Annotated in this window: 15 protein-coding genes; 8 read left to right on the top strand and 7 right to left on the bottom strand. The window is 69.5% G+C overall.

Translation table 11 applies throughout. From position 1 onward, the window contains the following. Window positions 1–8: 8 nt before the first annotated feature. Together PV646_RS24750 and PV646_RS24745 are read left to right on the top strand one after the other, a co-directional pair. On the top strand, window positions 9–1,106 hold the full coding sequence (locus PV646_RS24750) for a 5'-methylthioadenosine/S-adenosylhomocysteine nucleosidase family protein (RefSeq protein WP_500344569.1): 1,098 nt from the start codon (window positions 9–11) through the stop codon (window positions 1,104–1,106). Then, window positions 1,106–3,067 (top strand): hypothetical protein, encoded by a 1,962-nt coding sequence (locus PV646_RS24745; RefSeq protein WP_500344568.1) that lies wholly within the window; start codon window positions 1,106–1,108, stop codon window positions 3,065–3,067. Before PV646_RS24750 ends, PV646_RS24745 begins: the two co-directional genes overlap by 1 nt. Before the next feature lie 8 nt (window positions 3,068–3,075). Here the strand turns inward: PV646_RS24745 and PV646_RS24740 are convergent, their stop codons facing one another. After that, on the bottom strand, window positions 3,076–3,897 hold the full coding sequence (locus PV646_RS24740; protein ID WP_500344567.1) for a siderophore-interacting protein: 822 nt from the start codon (window positions 3,895–3,897) through the stop codon (window positions 3,076–3,078). A 77-nt stretch (window positions 3,898–3,974) separates the two neighbouring features. Between PV646_RS24740 and PV646_RS24735 the strand changes: the two genes are divergently transcribed. Beyond that, window positions 3,975–4,457 (top strand): hypothetical protein, encoded by a 483-nt coding sequence (locus tag PV646_RS24735; RefSeq protein ID WP_500344566.1) that lies wholly within the window; start codon window positions 3,975–3,977, stop codon window positions 4,455–4,457. Window positions 4,458–4,545: 88 nt separating this feature from the next. Further along, a complete protein-coding gene (argG, locus tag PV646_RS24730; protein ID WP_500344565.1) occupies window positions 4,546–5,991 on the top strand; it encodes an argininosuccinate synthase in 1,446 nt (481 codons plus the stop codon). A gap of 84 nt (window positions 5,992–6,075) precedes the next feature. On the opposite strand, the gene PV646_RS24725 is transcribed toward argG, so the two are convergent. Continuing rightward, complete coding sequence (locus tag PV646_RS24725; protein ID WP_500344564.1) at window positions 6,076–6,537, bottom strand: hypothetical protein; 462 nt, start codon at window positions 6,535–6,537, stop codon at window positions 6,076–6,078. 54 nt (window positions 6,538–6,591) lie between these two features. Here PV646_RS24725 and PV646_RS24720 point away from each other — a divergent pair, with 54 nt between their 5' ends. Continuing rightward, window positions 6,592–7,227 (top strand): YwqG family protein, encoded by a 636-nt coding sequence (locus tag PV646_RS24720; protein WP_500344563.1) that lies wholly within the window; start codon window positions 6,592–6,594, stop codon window positions 7,225–7,227. Here PV646_RS24720 and PV646_RS24715 read toward each other — a convergent pair. Continuing rightward, entirely contained in the window at window positions 7,208–8,404 is a 1,197-nt protein-coding gene (locus PV646_RS24715) for an MFS transporter (RefSeq protein WP_500344562.1), read from the bottom strand. The two genes, PV646_RS24720 and PV646_RS24715, sit on opposite strands and share 20 nt — an antisense overlap. An 82-nt stretch (window positions 8,405–8,486) precedes the next feature. Between PV646_RS24715 and PV646_RS24710 the strand changes: the two genes are divergently transcribed. Further along, window positions 8,487–9,374, top strand: a complete 888-nt coding sequence (locus PV646_RS24710) for a LysR family transcriptional regulator (RefSeq protein WP_500344561.1) — start codon at window positions 8,487–8,489, stop codon at window positions 9,372–9,374. 3 nt (window positions 9,375–9,377) lie between these two features. Here the strand turns inward: PV646_RS24710 and PV646_RS24705 are convergent, their stop codons facing one another. Both PV646_RS24705 and PV646_RS24700 read right to left on the bottom strand, forming a co-directional pair. Continuing rightward, window positions 9,378–11,000, bottom strand: a complete 1,623-nt coding sequence (locus tag PV646_RS24705) for a tannase/feruloyl esterase family alpha/beta hydrolase (protein WP_500344560.1) — start codon at window positions 10,998–11,000, stop codon at window positions 9,378–9,380. Window positions 11,001–11,013: 13 nt separating this feature from the next. After that, on the bottom strand, window positions 11,014–12,396 hold the full coding sequence (locus PV646_RS24700) for an MFS transporter (RefSeq protein WP_500344559.1): 1,383 nt from the start codon (window positions 12,394–12,396) through the stop codon (window positions 11,014–11,016). A gap of 144 nt (window positions 12,397–12,540) precedes the next feature. Between PV646_RS24700 and PV646_RS24695 the strand changes: the two genes are divergently transcribed. Continuing rightward, the gene (locus PV646_RS24695; RefSeq protein ID WP_500344558.1) at window positions 12,541–14,220 is read left to right on the top strand and encodes a helix-turn-helix domain-containing protein; all 1,680 of its coding nucleotides are present in this window, start codon (window positions 12,541–12,543) and stop codon (window positions 14,218–14,220) included. On the opposite strand, the gene PV646_RS24690 is transcribed toward PV646_RS24695, so the two are convergent. Together PV646_RS24690 and PV646_RS24685 are read right to left on the bottom strand one after the other, a co-directional pair. Then, entirely contained in the window at window positions 14,212–15,804 is a 1,593-nt protein-coding gene (locus tag PV646_RS24690; protein ID WP_500344557.1) for a long-chain fatty acid--CoA ligase, read from the bottom strand. The genes PV646_RS24695 and PV646_RS24690 overlap by 9 nt on opposite strands. Window positions 15,805–15,896: 92 nt before the next feature. Further along, a complete protein-coding gene (locus tag PV646_RS24685; protein WP_500344556.1) occupies window positions 15,897–16,745 on the bottom strand; it encodes a LysR family transcriptional regulator in 849 nt (282 codons plus the stop codon). Window positions 16,746–16,835: 90 nt separating this feature from the next. On the opposite strand from PV646_RS24685, the gene PV646_RS24680 reads away from it, so the two are divergent. Further along, window positions 16,836–17,696 (top strand): EamA family transporter, encoded by an 861-nt coding sequence (locus tag PV646_RS24680; RefSeq protein WP_500344555.1) that lies wholly within the window; start codon window positions 16,836–16,838, stop codon window positions 17,694–17,696. Window positions 17,697–17,707 lie beyond the last annotated feature (11 nt).

Raw genomic sequence — 17,707 nt, 5'->3', positions numbered from 1 at the left:
GGGAAGTCATGACGGAGAACCTGGTGGTGATGCTCACCGCCTTCAACCTCGAATACCAGGCGGTGCGGCGGAAGCTGACGGACGTCGAAGTGCAACTGCACGAACGCGGTACGCGCTTCGAGGTCGGCACTCTGGAAGGTACGAACTGCCAGGTCGCGCTCGCGTTGACAGGTAAGGGGAACAATCCCGCGGCGACGCTCGTGGAGCGGGCTGTTCAGCAGTTCTCCCCGGTGGCGGTGATGTTCGTCGGCGTGGCCGGTGCACTCTGGGGAACGCCTCTCGGTGACGTTGTCGTCGCCACTCACGTCTATGCGTATCACGGCGGAACCAGCGAAGACGACGGGCTCAAGGCACGGCCGCGCGTTTGGGAGATCTCGCACGAGATCGCGCAGTTGGCTGCCCACCTCGCTCGCGCGGACGAGTGGAGCCGGGAGCCGAAGGTGCACTTCGGTGCTGTGGCGGCCGGCGAAGTGGTTCAGAACTCCCGCCTCTCCCAGGAAGCGCGGTGGATCAGGGAGCACTACAACGATGCGATCGCCATCGAGATGGAAGCGGCGGGTGTGGCACAGGCAGGACACCTGAGCGGCTCGCCGGTCGCCATCATCCGCGGCATCAGTGATCATGCGGACGGCACCAAGGCCACCGACGAGGACCGGATCTGGCAACCCGTGGCTGCGGTGAACGCCGCCACGTTCGCCACGCGGCTGGCCGAGCACCTGATCACCCAACAGAAGGAGCGTGTTGTGACTGAACGGGCTGCAGGGTTTCAGGTCTCGAACGTGGCGCACGGCCCGGTCGGCATCCAAGGCTCGACCGTCAGGGGAGGCACGGTGACGATGAACATCGGCCCGACGCCTTCCGCGACGGTGGCTGATGTGGTCGCCGAGTTGCGCGCGTTCCGCCAGATGCTTGTGCGGGAACGTGCTTCCGGTGGCTTGGACCAGCCGACCTATGAGGCGGCCAGGACGGAGCTCGATCTCGCGGACAAGTCCGTCGGCTCACCGGAGTTCGTCCTTCCCCTCAAGCGGCTGCGCGGCCTGATCGCCGACCTACCGGAACTCGCCGCGAAGATCGCGGCCGTGATCGCGGCGGCGTTGGGGTCGTGATGGGCGAGAAAGGGGAACCAGGGGCGGCGAAAGTCGAGAACTTCGCGCACTCGGCGGGAATCCAGGGCTCCGTTGTGCACAACTCCACCGTGTACATGGTGCACCCGGACGCGGCGCCGGCGCAGAAGTACGCGGTCGGCGTCCGGTACCTGGATGACGGGGTACCGGCTGACGCTCGCCGTCTGATCAGCGACGCGATCGCCCACGGGCATGACAACGGAGAGGTGCGGTTTCACTGGTTGCTGGCGATGCTGAGCAAACGGTCGTTGCGCGACCTCGCGGCTCCTGAACATCACCAACTGGAGGTGGCTTCCGGCAAGCTCGACAGGTACCCGGATGACCAGTGGAAGCAGGCGCTCGCCACGGTGTTCTCCTTGCTGGAGCAGTTGCGTGAAGGCGACTGCTCGGTCGCGCTCAAGCAGTTGCGAGAGCTGCCGTTCAAACAGCGTGACAAGATCCTGCGGCACCTCGACCTGGTGCTGACGGGCGCGTCCAAGGAGTCGCTCTGGGCGGAGACCAGGGAGATGGCCGAGCGACTGAGGCTCTCCGACGACCGGGAGAATCGGGTGTGGGCCCACTTCGAGCCCGACCCGGCCGGCGCTCGCGCCCGGCCGCCTGTGAGCGACAGGACGACCTGGGGAGACCGAGTGCGTTCGACGGCTTGGTCGACACTGGCAGCCTTGGCGTTCGGATACGTGGCATGGATCGCCGTGCGGCAGACCACGCCCCTGGTGATCGCGTGCCTCATCGTGGGTGTCTCGGTGTACGTCGGTGTGAGCAACTGGACCGAGTGGCGTTACCGGTCCGAGCGGTTCGCCGCCAAGGAGCGGGAACTCAACCGCCGCATGAATGCCGAGTCGAAGGGCGATTCGGGCTTCGCGAAGCGGACCAGCCGCGACTTCGAGCACTACTTCGCCACCTACCTGCCTTCCGGCGTGGAGCGCAATCGCTGGTGTGCCATCACGTCGGGCGTTCGCAGGGCGTTGCGAGACGAGGTCGTGGAGATCTATCGCGGGAGCAAGGTCAAGTCCGAGAAGGTGAAGTGGCTCGTCCGTCACCTCGCCTCGGACGTCCGGACACGATGGACGCGGGGAACCCTGTTCGAGCACCGAATGCTCTACCGGGTCAGCCGCAGGACGAAAGTCTGGTGCGTCGCCGCGTTCACGATCGGTGGTACCGCGCTGATCTGGCTCGGAGCGACCGCGGTGAAATCGGACCCGTGGGTCTCCACACTTGCCGTCCTGGTCCTGATCCTGGCAGGACGAGCCGCCGTGCTGGGCTGGTACTGGATCATCAGTGAGACGCGCCGGGCTCCTGATGACCACGACGAGTACGAGCGCAATCTGACTGAGCGGCAGGGGGCGTTCGAGCGCTGGAAGAACAAGATCGACGCGGCTCGTCCGTCAGAGGGCGAGATGGAGAACTGGCTCACCTACGACAGGATCATGTTGCTGGACAGAGCTCTGCTGCACTACGGGCTGGCTTGGCGCGACATCATCACGCATGCGTTTCTCATGTCGCCGGCGAAGAGTTACAAGCGCGCACGTGTCAAGCATGGGCCTTGGCGCTACTCGAAATACGACGTTCGGCTGTTCCTGATCACCCACGACGGGGTGCGCGAGGTGACCACCGAGCTCGACTTCGAACACGCCGAGTTGGGTGACCAGGAGCGAACCAGCTTCCGTTTCGACGCGGTGTCCTCTGTGCACGTGCTCCAGTCCAAGTCCTCCGACTGCACGCTGGGGCTGACGCTGTTCAACGGCCCCAGGCGCGACATCCGTGTGGTCGACGCCGACTTGAGCGAGATCGAAGCCGGTGAAGGCGTAGACGTCGCTGGGAGTGAGGAGAAGCCGTCGGAGACGAGCCTCGACTCAGTGGGCTTCGAGCACACCCTCCACATCCTTGAAGGCATCGCGGCCGAAGGGAAGAACTGGATCAAGACCATGGCCCGGCCCGCCTGAGTGGCGTCTCACATGCGGGCTGAACCGGCCTTCCAGTACCCGCTGAACATGATCGCCTTGCGGTCCACCCCGCGGTCCTTGACCAGGTGCCGCCGCACCCCGGTCGCGAGCGCCGACTCCCCGCACGCCCACGCGTACTCCACAGTGGACAGGGCCTTGTCCTGGATCGCCTTCAGCACGGCCGATCCGGGCTCGGCCTCGCCGCGGAACACCCACTCCGCCTCGAGGTCGACCCGATACGACTCGTCCGGCACCTCGACGAACACGTGCACTGGCCGCGTCTCGGCCTCGAGGATCGCCGCGAGCGCCGGCAACGCCGTCTCGTCCGCCACGAGCAGCACCGCACCCTCGGCGGGTGGGCGGTAGGCCGAACCACCCGCGCGGAACCCGGCCTTGTCGCCCGCGATCGCCCGCCGTGCCCACCGGGTGCCGGGGCCCGCGTCGCCGTGCACCACGAAGTCGACGTCGATCTCCGCGACCTCGGGGCGGTGGGCGCGGACCGTGTACCAGCGCAGGTCCGGCCGGGTCTCCTCCGGCATCGCGCTCAACGACGACCGGACGTTGATGCGGTCGTCCGCCGGCATGACGAGCTCACGGCCCGTCGCCATCAGCAGGCCGAAGTACTCGTCCGGCCCCGTCACCGCGAACGACGCGAACTCCGGGGCGTGGAAGGTGATCCGGCGCATGTGGTCGCCGAGTTCGGTCACCGCCGTGACGGCCATGACGAACTGGTCGAATACCTCGCGGCGGTTCGCCGGGGCCATCATCATCTCGGCGGCCTTGGTGGCGGCCTTGAGGGTGAACCGGTCGAAGGCGGAGTAGCGCGACATGCCCGCAACGTAACACCTTTGGTTAGGCTTGCCTAAGCCCTCGGGCGAAATCGAGATCGAGGGCGCACACTGCGGACATGTTCCCCAGGACCGCGCAACAACAATGGTGGTTCGAAGAGCCCGCGAGCAGGAATCGCAGCCAGGCCATCGGCCTGCGGCTCGCCATCGCCTATCACCAGCGCGACACCGAGCGCGTGGAAACGATCCTGCCCGCCGACAGGGACGAGACCTGGCTGGTGATGGGCGCGCTCGAGAACGGCCTGCTCGCGCTCAACCAGATCTACCCGCCCGGCCCGCCGGACGAGGTGTGGGAGCGGGTCACGCCGATCATCGACGCCGCCGCGCCCAAGGGGGTGGCGCCGCGTACGCGCGCGCTGCTCGCCGCGATGTCGCACGCCATGTACAACGCCACGCTGGGCGAGGTGTACGAACGCAAGGAGAAGGACCCCTTCACGGGTGCGCACCTGTACGCGGCCATCACGGCGATGCGTGCGTCCGAGCGGGAGGACGGGGTTCAGCTGATGCAGGACCGGGTGGACGAGCTCGATCAGTCGGTGTGAGTCGCCCTACCTGCGAGAACGCTCGTGAGGCGTAGCTAACAGGCACCCCGACGTGCATCGTCATACATCGTCGTGCATAATTCTCAACGTGTCCAAGGTGCTCACTTCACTTCCGGCCGGCGAACGCGTCGGCATCGCCTTCTCAGGTGGTCTCGACACCTCCGTCGCGGTCGCGTGGATGCGTGAGAAGGGCGCTGTGCCCTGCACGTACACCGCGGACATCGGCCAGTACGACGAGCCCGAGATCGACACGGTCCCGAGCCGCGCCGGTACGTACGGTGCCGAGATCGCGCGCCTCGTCGACTGCCGGTCCGCGCTCGTCGAGGAAGGTCTCGCGGCGCTGGCCTGCGGCGCGTTCCACATCCGCTCCGGTGGCCGCGCGTACTTCAACACGACGCCGCTCGGGCGGGCCGTCACGGGCACCATGCTCGTGCGCGCCATGCTCGACGACGACGTGCAGATCTGGGGCGACGGCTCCACCTACAAGGGCAACGACATCGAGCGGTTCTACCGCTACGGGCTGCTCGCGAACCCGTCGCTGCGGATCTACAAGCCGTGGCTCGACTCCGCGTTCGTGACGGAGCTCGGTGGCCGCAAGGAGATGTCCGAGTGGCTGCTCGAGCGTGACCTGCCCTACCGGTCGAGCGTCGAGAAGGCCTACTCGACCGACGCGAACATCTGGGGGGCCACGCACGAGGCCAAGTCGCTCGAGCTGCTCAACGAGGGCATCGAGATCGTCGAGCCGATCATGGGCGTCAAGTTCTGGGACCCGTCGGTCGAGATCGCGACCGAGGACGTCACCATCGGCTTCGACCAGGGCCGCCCGGTCACGATCAACGGCAAGGAGTTCCACGACGCCGTCGACCTCGTGCTGGAGGTGAACGCCATCGGCGGCCGCCACGGGCTCGGCATGTCGGACCAGATCGAGAACCGCATCATCGAGGCCAAGAGCCGCGGCATCTACGAGGCGCCCGGCATGGCGTTGCTCTACATCGCCTACGACCGCCTCGTGAACGCTATCCACAACGAGGACACCGTCGCGGCGTACCACAACGAGGGCCGCAAGCTCGGCCGGTTGCTGTACGAGGGCCGCTGGCTCGACCCGCAGTCGCTGATGCTGCGCGAGTCGCTGCAGCGCTGGGTCGGCGCCGCCATCACCGGCGAGGTCACGCTGCGGCTGCGCCGGGGCGACGACTACTCGATCCTCGACACGTCCGGCCCGGCGTTCAGCTACCACCCGGACAAGCTGTCGATGGAGCGCACCGAGGACTCGGCGTTCGGTCCCGTCGACCGCATCGGCCAGCTGACCATGCGCAACCTCGACATCGCGGACTCGCGCGCCAAGCTGGAGCTCTTCGCGGGCCTCGGCATGGTCGGCACCCGCCAGTCGGCGCTCATCTCCGCCCAGCCCGAGCCGACGCAGCTGATCGGCGAGGTGCCGGACGGCGGCGCGGAGGCCATCGCCTCGCGCGGTGAGGTCTCGGCGGCCGACGAACTGCTCGACGCGGCGGCCATGGAGTTCGGCACGGACTGATTTCCCCAGAACGAACGGGGCGGGCGATCACGATCGCCCGCCCCGTTCGCGTCTGGTCAGGTCTGTGGTGTCAGGTCTGTAATGTCAGGTCTGGGGCCACATCGAGTAGATGACGTTCTCCGCGTCGGCGCACACGACCTGGGGCATGATCCCCTCGGCGACCTGGTTGCACGACATGGGCCCGATCTCGACCGGCGGCAGTCCCGTCTTCGGGTCCGAGCGCTGCGCGTAGTAGTCGAACAGCACCGCCCCGGCCTGGTCGCAGTTCAGCCTTCCCGCCGGGGTCTCCACCACGACGGCCAGCATCGGTTTGCCGAGCGCGCCGACGAAGGGCCGGTCGCAGAACTGCGAGGGCAGGCCCTCGTACTGGTCCGGAGCCACCCCGTTCAGGGCGGTGGCCGCAGCCTCGGTGGTGGTGGGCGCGGTGGTGGTCGCCGGCGTCGCGGTCGTCTCCTGTGGACCGGTCGCCGAACCGGAACCGGTGACCTCCGGGGTGCAGCCCGCCACGAGCACGGCGACGAGCACAGGTGTGATCCAGAACCTCATGCCCCCGAGGTCGGCCGTACTCCCGTCATCGTTACCCCGCTAGGGTTGCGGCTTGTGTCGATCGAGGCCAGGCCCGCGGTCCTGTTGAACCCGTTGGAAGGCGACCCCACGGACGCCGACAGCCACATCGGCGGCCCGATGCTGTGGCCCATCGACGAACCGTGGCCGCGGTGCGACGCCGCGGACCACACCCCCGAGCCGTTCGTCGGTGCCGTGCAGCTCTACCGGCGCGACTTCCCGGAGCTGCCGTTCCCCGACGGCACCGACCTGCTCCAGGTCTTCCTCTGCACGCTGCACCACGACCTCCCGCACGCCTACGGGCCGGACGTGCGGCTGGTGTGGCGCGACTCCACGACGGTGTTCGAGCTGATCGAGGAGGAGCCGGAACCGTCGGCACAGGAGGAGATCTACGTCCCGACCGTGAACGCGCTCGAACCCATCCGGTACGCCGAGCACCAGTCGAAGGTCTCCGGCGGCACGAAGATCGGCGGCTGGACGCCGTGGTGGCAGAGCGGCCCGATCGAGTTCGAGTGCCCGCGGTGCGGTGCGGAGCAACGGCAGACGCTGTCGCTCGCGACCCACGAACCGTCCGGTGACGACGTGGAGTGGGAGTTCGGGCGCGAGGGCAACCTGAACGTCTTCACGTGCACCGAGGACGTGCGGCACCCGATCAGGACGTACGTCGACTGAGCGCCGCCACCCCGGCCAGCAGCACGAGCAGGATCCCGGCGAACCACGTCATCACCGCGGCGGGAGCGAGGAAGCGCGTCGCCAGCCCGATCGACAGCGACGGCACGCTCAGTCCCAGGTAGGCGATGAGGAACAGGCCCGCCAGCGCCTCACCGCGCTGCTCCGGCGCGGCCATCGCCGACACCGCTCCGATCGACGCCTTGAACTGCACGCCCGCCCCGACACCGGCGATCGCGCCACCGGCCAGGAACAACGGGAAGCTCGTCGCGTACATCCCGGCGACGACCAGCAGCACGCCGATCGCCTGTCCTCCCAGGCCGAGCCGGCGCCGGGCCGTGAGCGAGAGCCCGCCCGTCACCGTCTGCGCCAGTGCCGCGCCGCCGAACACGATGAACACCACGAGCCCGGCCAGCAGGCGCGACGGGTGGTGCAGTTCGCCCGCCACGAAGCCCGGCGAGACGGACGTGAACACGCCGAACACCGCGAAGGCCGCGAACGCTCCCAGTGCCGCAGGGAGGTGGCCGACGCTGATCCGTTGTGGACGGTACGAGAACCGCGAGCGGGCAACGGTCTCCGGCGTGAGGGCGACCCCGGCGGCGCTCACCACGAGCAGCACGGCCAGCACGACGTACGGGGTGCTCAGCGGTGAGGTCACGTACTGCGCGAGCGCGCCCGCGACCAGCGCGCCGACGCCGAGGCCGCCGATGTTCGCGGCGGTCGACACGATCTCGAACCGGCGTGGGGACGCGCCGGGGCGGTGCCGCGCGTGCAGGTCGTGGAGGTAGGCGGTGGCGGTAGCGGCGATCATGCCGACGGCCAGGCCGTTGACCACGCGCGCGGCGATGAGCACGGGCAGCGAGGTTCCGGTCAGGAACAGCAGGGCGGAGACGATCTCGAGGCCCAGCGCGGGGATCAGGACGGTCTTGCGGCCGGCCCGGTCCGACACGTGGCCCGCCAGGACGAGGCTGATCACCACGCCGGCCGCGAACGCGGCGAACACGACGGTGATCGCGAACGTCGAGAAGCCCTCGCGGGCGACGTAGAGCGGGAACAGCGGGGCGGGGACGGTCGAGTACGCCATCGCGACGAGGTACGCGAAGGCGACGGCCCAGAACCCGCGCCCGTGGTGCTTGCTCGCGACTGGCGCGGTGACCGGTGAATCGAAGACCAGAGACATGCCTCCACCCTGCGGGCCAGTAAGCATCACGTCCAATGAAAGTTCAAGCTCGGGATCATCGAAATTTGAGATACTCGCTGGTGTGGACCTACGCCAGCTCGAGTACTTCGTCGCGGTCGCCGAGGAGAGCAGCTTCACCCGTGCCGCCGCCCGTGTGCACGTCGTGCAGTCCGCCGTTTCGGCCGCGATCAAGACCCTCGAACGGGAGCTGGGCACCGCCCTGCTCGACCGCAACTCCCAACGAGTCCTGCTGACGGATGCGGGGGAGGCGCTCCTGCCGAAGGCGCGGGCCGTGCTCGACGCCGCGGCCGAGGCCAGGGACGCCGTCGCCCAGGTCGAGGGTGGGCTGAAGGGGACCGTCCGGCTCGGCACCCTGACGGCGATGACCCTGATCGACCTGCCCGCGCTGCTCGGCGAGTTCCACCGCCGTCACCCCGGCGTGCTCGTGCGCACGAACGCGTCGACCTCGGGCTCGGTCGGGCTTGTCGAGCAGCTGCTGGACCGCAGACTCGACCTGTCGTTCGTGTCGCTGCCCGGCGAGGTGCCCGACGGGATCGTGCTCGACGAGCTGACCCATTCGGTCATGCACCTCGTGGTGCCGCTCGGCCACCCGCTGGCCGCGAGGGCCGAGGTGTCCATCGGGGACCTCGCCGGGCTCGACTTCATCGACTCACCGCAGGGGTACGGCAACCGGGTCGTGGCTGACCGGGCGTTCGCCTCCTGCGCCGTGCCCCGCCGCGTGACGCTGGAGATGGCCGACATCTACACCGGCGTCGACTACGTCCGGCACGGCCTCGGCGTCGCGTTGCTGCCCAGCTACGTCATCGGCACCACGCCGGACGTCCGGGCGCTGACCGTGACCGGCGCGGACCTCCGCTGGCCGCTGGGGCTCGCGTGGCCGGCCGGTCGGCGGCCGAGCGCCGCGACCAGGGCGTTGATCGCGGTGGTGCACGAGGTCTTCACGCGCTGAGCGTCACCGCGCGCAGGTGAAGCTCAGCGCGCTGTCCGGGTCGCCCGCCCGGTACCGGGGCCAGCCCGGGTACTCGCACAGCGGACGGGTGCGGTCGTGGGTCACGTCGGCGACGACGGGGTTGTGCGGCGACCGTCCGCTCCGGACCCAGCGTTCCAGCGCGGTCAGCGAGTCCCATCCGGCGGCGAACGACGGCGTGCCGAAGTTCGCGTGGTTGGCGCCGGGCACCAGGTAGTACCGCAGGAAGCTCTCGGTCGTCCTGGCGCCGAGGAGATCGCGCACGCGTTCGTAGTAGTCGTTGGTCGAGCGGTGCGAGACCAGTTCGTCGGCGGCGCCGTGGAGCAGGAGCAGCTTTCCGCCGGAGCGTGCGAACGGGCCGAGGTCGACGTTGTTGCGGTCCTGGATCGTGGACAGGTGGCTGATCCGGTCGAGCCACTTCCCGGGCCGCCGCGGATCGAGGTCGAGGGAGTTGAAACCGGGGTCGCGGGTCAGGAAGTACCGGACCCACTGGTCCCAGTACTGCATGCCGTACCCGCTCGTCACCGGCATCGGGTGGGCCGGCGCGGTGGTGCCGAACCCGAGGAACGGCGTCCGCATGTCCGCGCCGGACAGGAACGGGAAGCCGGGGTACTCGGTCTCGCCGCTGGCGACCCGGTACGGCCACCGGAACGGCGTCGACATCGCCGTCACCGCCCCGATCTGGGCGTCGGACAGGCAGGTGGGACCCGTGTCCGCGCCGTCGGGGCAGCGCAGGACACGGGGGTCGAAGTGGCAGCCGCGCAGGTTCGAGACGACGCCGTCCCGCACGCCGTCCAGGCCGTCGCAGGCGCTGATCACGGTGTCGTACAGGAGTTTCTGCTTCTCCGGGCCGGGGAACGCGCCGGGCCGGGACAGGACCTGCGTCAGGTGGCCCAGGTACAGGCCCTCGGCGAGGTTGTTCCACGCGGGAAAGCCCGAGATCACGCCGTCGAACGCCCGCGGCCACCGTTGCGCGACGATGAGGGCCTCACGCCCACCCGTCGAACCGCCCGCGAAGAACGTCTCGGCGGGACCGAGCCCGTAGGCGCGCCGGATCAGGAACAGGCTCGCGTCGTGCGTCTTCTTCAGCGCGTCACCGGCGGCGAAGTTCCGCAGCGCCTCGTCGTTGACGCCGAACGAGCCGTCGAGCGACGGAACGGTCCCGGCTCCCTGCTGGTGACCGGAGTCGCTGGCGAACACCGCGTACCGCCGCGCCAACGGTGCCAAAGCGTCCGCGGCGGCGAACGGCACGTTCCCGCTCAGCGCGGGGATCGTGCCGTTGTACCCGCCGCCGCCGAACATCAACGCCTTGCGGTTCCACCCGTGCGGCAGGGAGATCCGCATCTTGATGGCGGGCGCCGACCGGTCGGCCGGGTAGAGGTCGGCGTCGACCTGGCAGTGCTCGATCGTCTGTCCACTCACGACACTGGTGGTCGAGACGGCGGACTGGACCCGGCCGCCGGTGGTGGGCAGGCTGATCACCGAGGCCGGGATCGTCAGCTGGTTCAGCGAGGCGCACGACGGCGCGGTCCTGGGCGGAGTGGTCGCGAGGGCGGGATCGACGCCGAGGAGCAGCACCGAGGTCGCGAGCACGGCGAGTGTCTTCACGGCGGTCTCCTTCTCAGCGGTAGAGGTGGGTGCCGGGCACGGCCCGCGGGTCCGCGCGGACCTCGGCCGGGTTCGTCTCGGGCAGGAACCACGCGCTGACGAAGGTGATCAGCCCCATGGCCGTGATGTAGGCGGCGACCGGCCAGGTGCTGCCGGTCTCGGCGATGAGCGCCGTCATGAGGAACGGCGTGCCACCGCTGATGATGATCGCGGAGAGCTGGTAGGACAGCGACGCGCCCGAGTAGCGGACGTTGGGCGCGAACAGTTCGCCGAGGAAGCTCGCGATCGGCCCGTAGGTGAGGCTCTGGAAGATGAACCCCACGACCACGGCGACGAAGATCAGCGGCAGCGACGCCGTGTTGACGAGCCCGAAGTACGGGAAGCCCCACAGCGCGACGCCCAGGCCACCGATGAGGATCAACGGCCGGCGCCCGATCCGGTCGGAGACGTGCCCGGCCCACGGCAGCACCGCGAGCATCGCCACGGAACTGAGCAGCACGACGGTGAGCAGCCCGCTGCGGTCGAGCTTCAGCGACGTGGTGCCGTAGTTCAGCAACCCGGCGATGCTGACGTAGAAGAGGCTGTTGGTGGCCGAGAGGATGCCGCAGGCCAGCAGGATCGTTCCCCACCGGGTGCGGATGACGTTCGCGAGCGGGGCCCTGACCACGGCGCGCTCGGGCCGCGCGACCTCCTTCTGCAGGTCGCGGAACTCCGGCGTGTCCTCCACTTTGGACTGGATGTACAGCACGACCGCGAACATGACGACGCTGACGAGGAACGGGATCCGCCAGCCCCAGCTCAGGAACGCGTCGTTCGGCATCAGGCCGCTGGCCGCGACGAAGATCAGGTTGGAGACGATCACCGCGACGGGCACGCTGGTCTGCCCGAACGTGCCGGCGAACCCACGCCGTTTCGGACTCGCGGACTCCGTCAGCAGCAACATGATCCCGCCCCACTGGCCACCGGCGGCGAGCCCCTGCAGGAACCGCAGCGTCACCAGCAGGATCGGTGCGAGTGCTCCCACGGTCGACGCGCCGGGCAGGCAGCCGATCAGGAACGTCGCGGCGCCCATCAGCGCGAGACACGTGATGACGACCGGCTTGCGCCCGTACTTGTCCCCGAAGTGCCCGGCGAGCACGCCGCCGATCGGGCGCGCCACGAAGCCCGCCCAGAACGTGCTGAACGCGAGCAGTGTGCCGGTCAGCGCCGAGGACTCCGGGAAGAACACCTTGGGGAACACGAGCGCGGCCGCGGTGCCGTAGAGGAAGAAGTCGTACCACTCGATCGAGCTGCCGATCAGCCCCACGGTCAGCAGTTTGCGGAAACCGCGGCGGCGGGTCGCCTCCGACGGCGGTTGCGCGGACTGTTCTTCTGGCTGGGTCAGAGGGGTGGCCATTCATGCCGCCTTCGTCGATGAACCGGCAGGTGATGGCGGCCAATGCTAGGGCGGTGACACCGTCCGGTTGAGGTCCGGATCACACACCTCTTGTCTGGATTCGGTGGCACTTTCCACCACCGGTCGCTGGGTCACAATGACGTGGTGAGCATCGACCCGAGTGAGTCGCACGAGCTGGTGCGCCGCCAGCGCGAACTGGCGTCGTTGTACGCCACGGCCAAGTCGCTCACCGCCCTCGGCGAGCTCGACGACGTGCTGCAGTCGATCGTCCGGCACGCCCACGACCTGATGGGCACGGACTTCACGTACCTCTCGCTGGTCGCGGACGGCAGGCTGTCGGCGAAGGCGGCGGAGGGGACGATCTCGGCGGCGTTCCTCAGCGCGACCATCCCGGCCGGGGTCGGGCTCGGCGGCAAGGTGCTCGCGACTCGGCGGCCGCAGTGGGTGCGCAACTACGCCGCCTCGACCCACATCGACCACGACGCGGGCTTCGACCGGCTCGTCGGCACGGAGGACCTGGTGGCTCTCCTCGGTGTGCCGCTGGTGATCCGGGACGAGGTGGTGGGCGCGCTGTTCGCCGCGTACCGCTCGGAGCGGTCGTTCCACGCGGGCGAGATCGCGTTGCTCAGCGCGTTCGCCGACCACGCCGCCGTGGCGCTGGACAACGCCCGCCTCTACGAGAAGAGCCGGACCGCGTTGCAGGAGCTGCGGGTCGCGTACCGGAAGATCGAGGAGCACGTGGCCGTCGTCGAACGGGCGCAGGCGACCCACGAGGCGCTGACCGGGGTGGTGCTGGAGGGCGGCACACCGGACGACGTCGCCGAGTTGCTCGCCGACCAGCTGGGCGGGACCGTCGCGCTGCTCGACGCCGCCGGTCATCGTTCCGGCCGCGTCACGACGTCGGTGCTGGACGGGGTCGCCCGCAGCGTGGCCCCGATCCGGGCGGGCGACAGCCACCTCGGCGCGCTGGAGTGGAGCAGGGACGCGGCCACCGGCGCCTCGGACGCCATGGACCTGCGCACGCTCGAACGAGCGACGCACATCCTGGGGTTGCTGATCCTCAAGGAGCGGGCGGTCGCCGAGGCCAGTGAACGGCTGAGCGGTGAGCTGCTGACCGAGTTGATGGTCGGCGGTCCGGGGATCGGCCCGGCCCAGCGCACCCGCACCCGAGCGCGCGGCATCGACGCCGACCGGCTGAACCTCGTGCTGGTCGCGGACTCGGCCACGGTGTCGCCGACCGATCTCGCGCGCCACCTGCACGAGATCGCCAGGGACCGCGCCGGGCTCGCGGGCGAACACCTGGGCAAGGCGACGATGATCGTGCACAGCACCGACGACGACCGGACCGCCGACGAGGTCCACCGGCGGCTCCGGCGCGCGCTGGGCGGTGCCGTCGCCGTCGTGGGGGAGCGGGCGATCGGCCACGACTGGGCGCGCGCCTACTCACTGGCGAGCCGCTGCGGCGCGGTCATGCGGGCTCTCGGGCACACCGACCGCGGCGTGACGACGGGCCGGTACGCGTTGTACGCCATGGTCTTCGACCCCGACCGGGTGCGCGAGCTCGACCGGTTCCTCGACACCTCCGTGGGTCCGCTGGCCGACCACGACGAACGGCGCGGCACCGATCTCGTCGGCACCCTCACCGCGTACTACGACCACCGCGCGAACGTCGCGGCGACCGCACGGGCGTTGCACGTGCACGTCAACACGTTGCTCAAGCGGCTGGACCGGGTCAGCGACGTCCTCGGTGCCGACTGGCGCACCGAGAACGACCTGGAGCTGCAACTCGGGCTCCAGCTGTTCCGGTTGCGCAACTCAGGCTGAGTCGCGCAGGGCGCTCTTCGACAGCTTGCCCGTGCCCGTCTTCGGCAGGGCGGTCCGGAAGACGACCTCGTCGGGCAGCCACCACTTGGCGACCGACGGCGTGATGTGGCGCAGCAGTTCGTCGCCGGTGGTGGCGCTGCCGTCGCGCAGGACGACGTAGGCGACCGGCCGTTCGCCCCATCGGTCGTCCGGGCGGGCGACCACGGCCACCTCGACCACGTCCGGGTGCGAGGTGAGCGCGCTCTCCAGTTCGACCGACGAGATCCACTCGCCGCCGGACTTGATCAGGTCCTTCATCCGGTCGACGAGCCGGACGTACCCGTCGGCGTCGATCGTGGCGAGGTCGCCGGTGCGCAGCCAGCCGTCGCCGGTGAAGTTCTCCGCCGACTCGACCTCGAAGTACCCGCCCGCCACCCACGGGCCCGCGACCTGGAGCTCGCCGATGGCCTTGCCGTCGCGGGGCAGCACCTGGCCCGTCTCGACGTCGGCGATCCGCAGGTTCACGAGCGGCAGGGGCTGGCCCTGGGACGCCCGCACCGCGACCTGGTCCGCCTCGGTCGCGCCCCTGTGCCGGGTGCGGGTGCCGCCGATCGTCCCGACCGGACTGATCTCCGTCATGCCCCAGGAGTGGGTGATGGGGACGCCGAGCGCGGCCCGGTAGGTCTCCGACAGCGCCGGGGCGATCACCGAACCACCGCCGAGGAGGAACCGCGTGGCGCCCAGTTCGTGGTAGGCCAGCTGGGGAACCAGGCTCGTCCACACCGTCGGTACGGCACCGGCGACGGTGACGCGTTCGGTCTCCATCAGCTTGAGCAGGTGCGTCGGCTCGGAGGACGGGCCGGGCAGGACCAGCGAGGCGCCGGTCATCATCGCGCCGTAGGGCAGTCCCCAGGCATTGGCGTGGAACATCGGCACGATCGGCATCACGACGTCGCTCTCGCTGAGACCGATGAAACCGGCGGCCAGCGTGCCCAGGCAGTGCAGGATCGTCGACCGGTGGCTGTAGAGCACGCCTTTCGGAGGGCCGGTCGTCCCGGAGGTGTAGCAGAGCCCGGAGGCCAGGTTCTCGTCCGCGAGCGTGAAGGTGTCCTCGAACGAGCCCGCGAACGGGTCCGCGGTCGTGACCAGGTCGTCGTAGTGCAGGACGCGCGGATCGGCCGGGACCTCCTCGCCGCTGTCGTCGGGCAGCACGACCCAGTACCGCACCTTCGGCATCCGCTCGGCGCTCGGCCAGATCCGCGGCAGCAGGGCGCGGTCGACGAACACGACGTCGTCCTCGGCGTGGTTGACGATGTACTCGAGGTGGTCCGCCGCGAGCCGGATGTTGATCGAGTGCAGCACCCGTTTCGTGACCGGCACCGCGAGGTAGAGCTCCAGGTGCCGGCGTGTGTTGCTCGCGAACGTGGCGACCCTCGCGCCCTGCGGGACGCCGAGTGAGTCGAGTGCCGTGGCGAGGCGCCGGGTCTGCTCGGCCACCTCGGCGTACGTCACCCGCTCGGCGCCGGCCGTCACGACCTGCTTGTGCGCGTGGAGTCGCTCGGCCCGCTCGAGGATGTGCGCGATGGTGAGCGGTCGAGGCTGCATCAGCCCGTCCATGGCACGTCACACTAAGTGAGCCTCCGGGCGGGCGAGAGGGGAGAAACTTCCACTCCTGCAACGGGTTCGGCGGTGAGTCCTCACACCCGATAGGCGTCGCAGGCCAGCGTGATCAGGTCGGTGAGGTGCTGCGGCGGCTGGTCCTTCCACCACACGAGCCACACCGCGATCGGCGGTGCGTCGACCACGGCCCGATAAGCGACGCCAGGGCGTGGGTTCAGGCTCGCGGTCGCCTCCGACGTCATGCCGACGGCCTGCCCGGCCGCGATCAGCGTCAGCCACTCGTCGACGCTGTGGGTGTTGCGCACGACGGCGGGAGCCTTGCCGGGTTGCCACAGGTCCAGAGTGGTCGTGCCGGTCCGGTCGTCCACGGCGAGCGAGTACCGGGCGAGGTCCGCGAGCTTGAGCGAACGCTTGCGCGCCAACGGGTTGTCCGTCGCGACCACCCCGTAGCGCCGTTCGGTGCCGAGCAACGCCGTCTCGAACCGCGGATCGTCGACGGCTCTGCGCACGACCGCGACGTCGCCGGTGCCCTCGGCGAGCCCGGCGGTGAGCGAGTTCGACTGGACGAACACCAGCGGCAGCCCGGGATGCTGTGCGGCCCAGGACTTCTGCACGCGCCGGGTGTGCTTGCCGAGCGCCGCCCAGGCGTAGCCGATGCGCAGTTCGGTCAGCGACTGCGAGGCGATCCGGTGCAGGTGGGCGACCTCGTCGAGCACCCGTCGCGCGCCTTCGAGCACCTGGGTGCCGACGGCGGTGAGCGCGACGTGCCGGGTCGAGCGTTGCAGCAACCGCACGCCCAGCGCTGCTTCCAGCGCCGCGACCGAACGGGACACCGAGGCCTGGGTGAGACCGAGGGCGGTGGCGGCGTCCGTGAACGTCCCGGCGTCCACCACGGCCACGAAGGCCTTCAGCTGCCGCAGATCCATGTGTGGAGCGTACCTATTCATACGTCAGACGCATCAGTCGCGCGGCTCACGCATTTCCCCTCGGACGCGTGGAACCGCAGGCTGGGGGACATGAAGAACCTCGGCGGATTCGCCACGATCACCGCCAGCGCCGCGATCAGTCAGCTCGGTGCCGCGATGGGCGCGCACGCGTTCGCGTCGATCGGCCCGGCCGGTGTGGTGGCCGTGCGGCAGTTCGTGGCGGCGGCGGTGCTGCTGCCCGTCGCCCGGCCGAACCCGCGGACGTTCACCTGGGCGCAGTGGTGGCCGACGATCGCGCTCGGCCTGGTGTTCGCCACGATGAACCTGAGCCTCTACACCGCCGTCGACCGGATCGGGCTGGGTCTCGCCGTCACGCTGGAGGTGCTCGGGCCACTCGCGGTCGCGCTGGGCGGCTCGCGCACGCGGCTCGACTTCCTGTTCGTGCTGATCGCCGCCGCCGGCGTCTACGTGCTGGTGCTCCCAGGGCCGTCGAGCGACTGGCTCGGCATCGGCGCCGGACTGCTCGCGGCGGCCAGTTGGGCCGCGTACATCCTGCTCAACCGCCTGGTCGGGCAACGGTTGCCCGGCCTGCAGGCACCGGCCGCCGCGACGAGCGTGTCCGCGCTGCTCTACGTGCCGGTCGCGGTGTTCCTGGTCGTGCAGGGGCAGTTCAACGGCATGGCGATCCTGTACGCCGTCGCGGCGGGCGTGTTCTGCAGCGTCGTGCCGTACGCGGCCGACGTGATCGCGTTGCGCAAGGTCCCGGCGCGGCTCTTCGGGCTGGTGTGCAGCGTGCACCCGGTGCTCGCCGCGCTCGCGGGCCTGGTGCTGCTGGGGGAGGAGCTCGCACTCCACCATTGGGCTGGAATCTTGCTCGTGGTCACCGCCAACGCACTGGCCGTGACTTGCTCGAAGTGGTCTGGATCACCTACCGTCGACCCTGAAATGTGAATCCCATTCAC

The organism is Streptomyces sp. ID05-26A, from assembly GCF_033794685.1.
In the GTDB taxonomy this organism is placed as follows: domain Bacteria; phylum Actinomycetota; class Actinomycetes; order Mycobacteriales; family Pseudonocardiaceae; genus Lentzea.
This window is presented reverse-complemented; position numbering and strand designations above follow the sequence as displayed.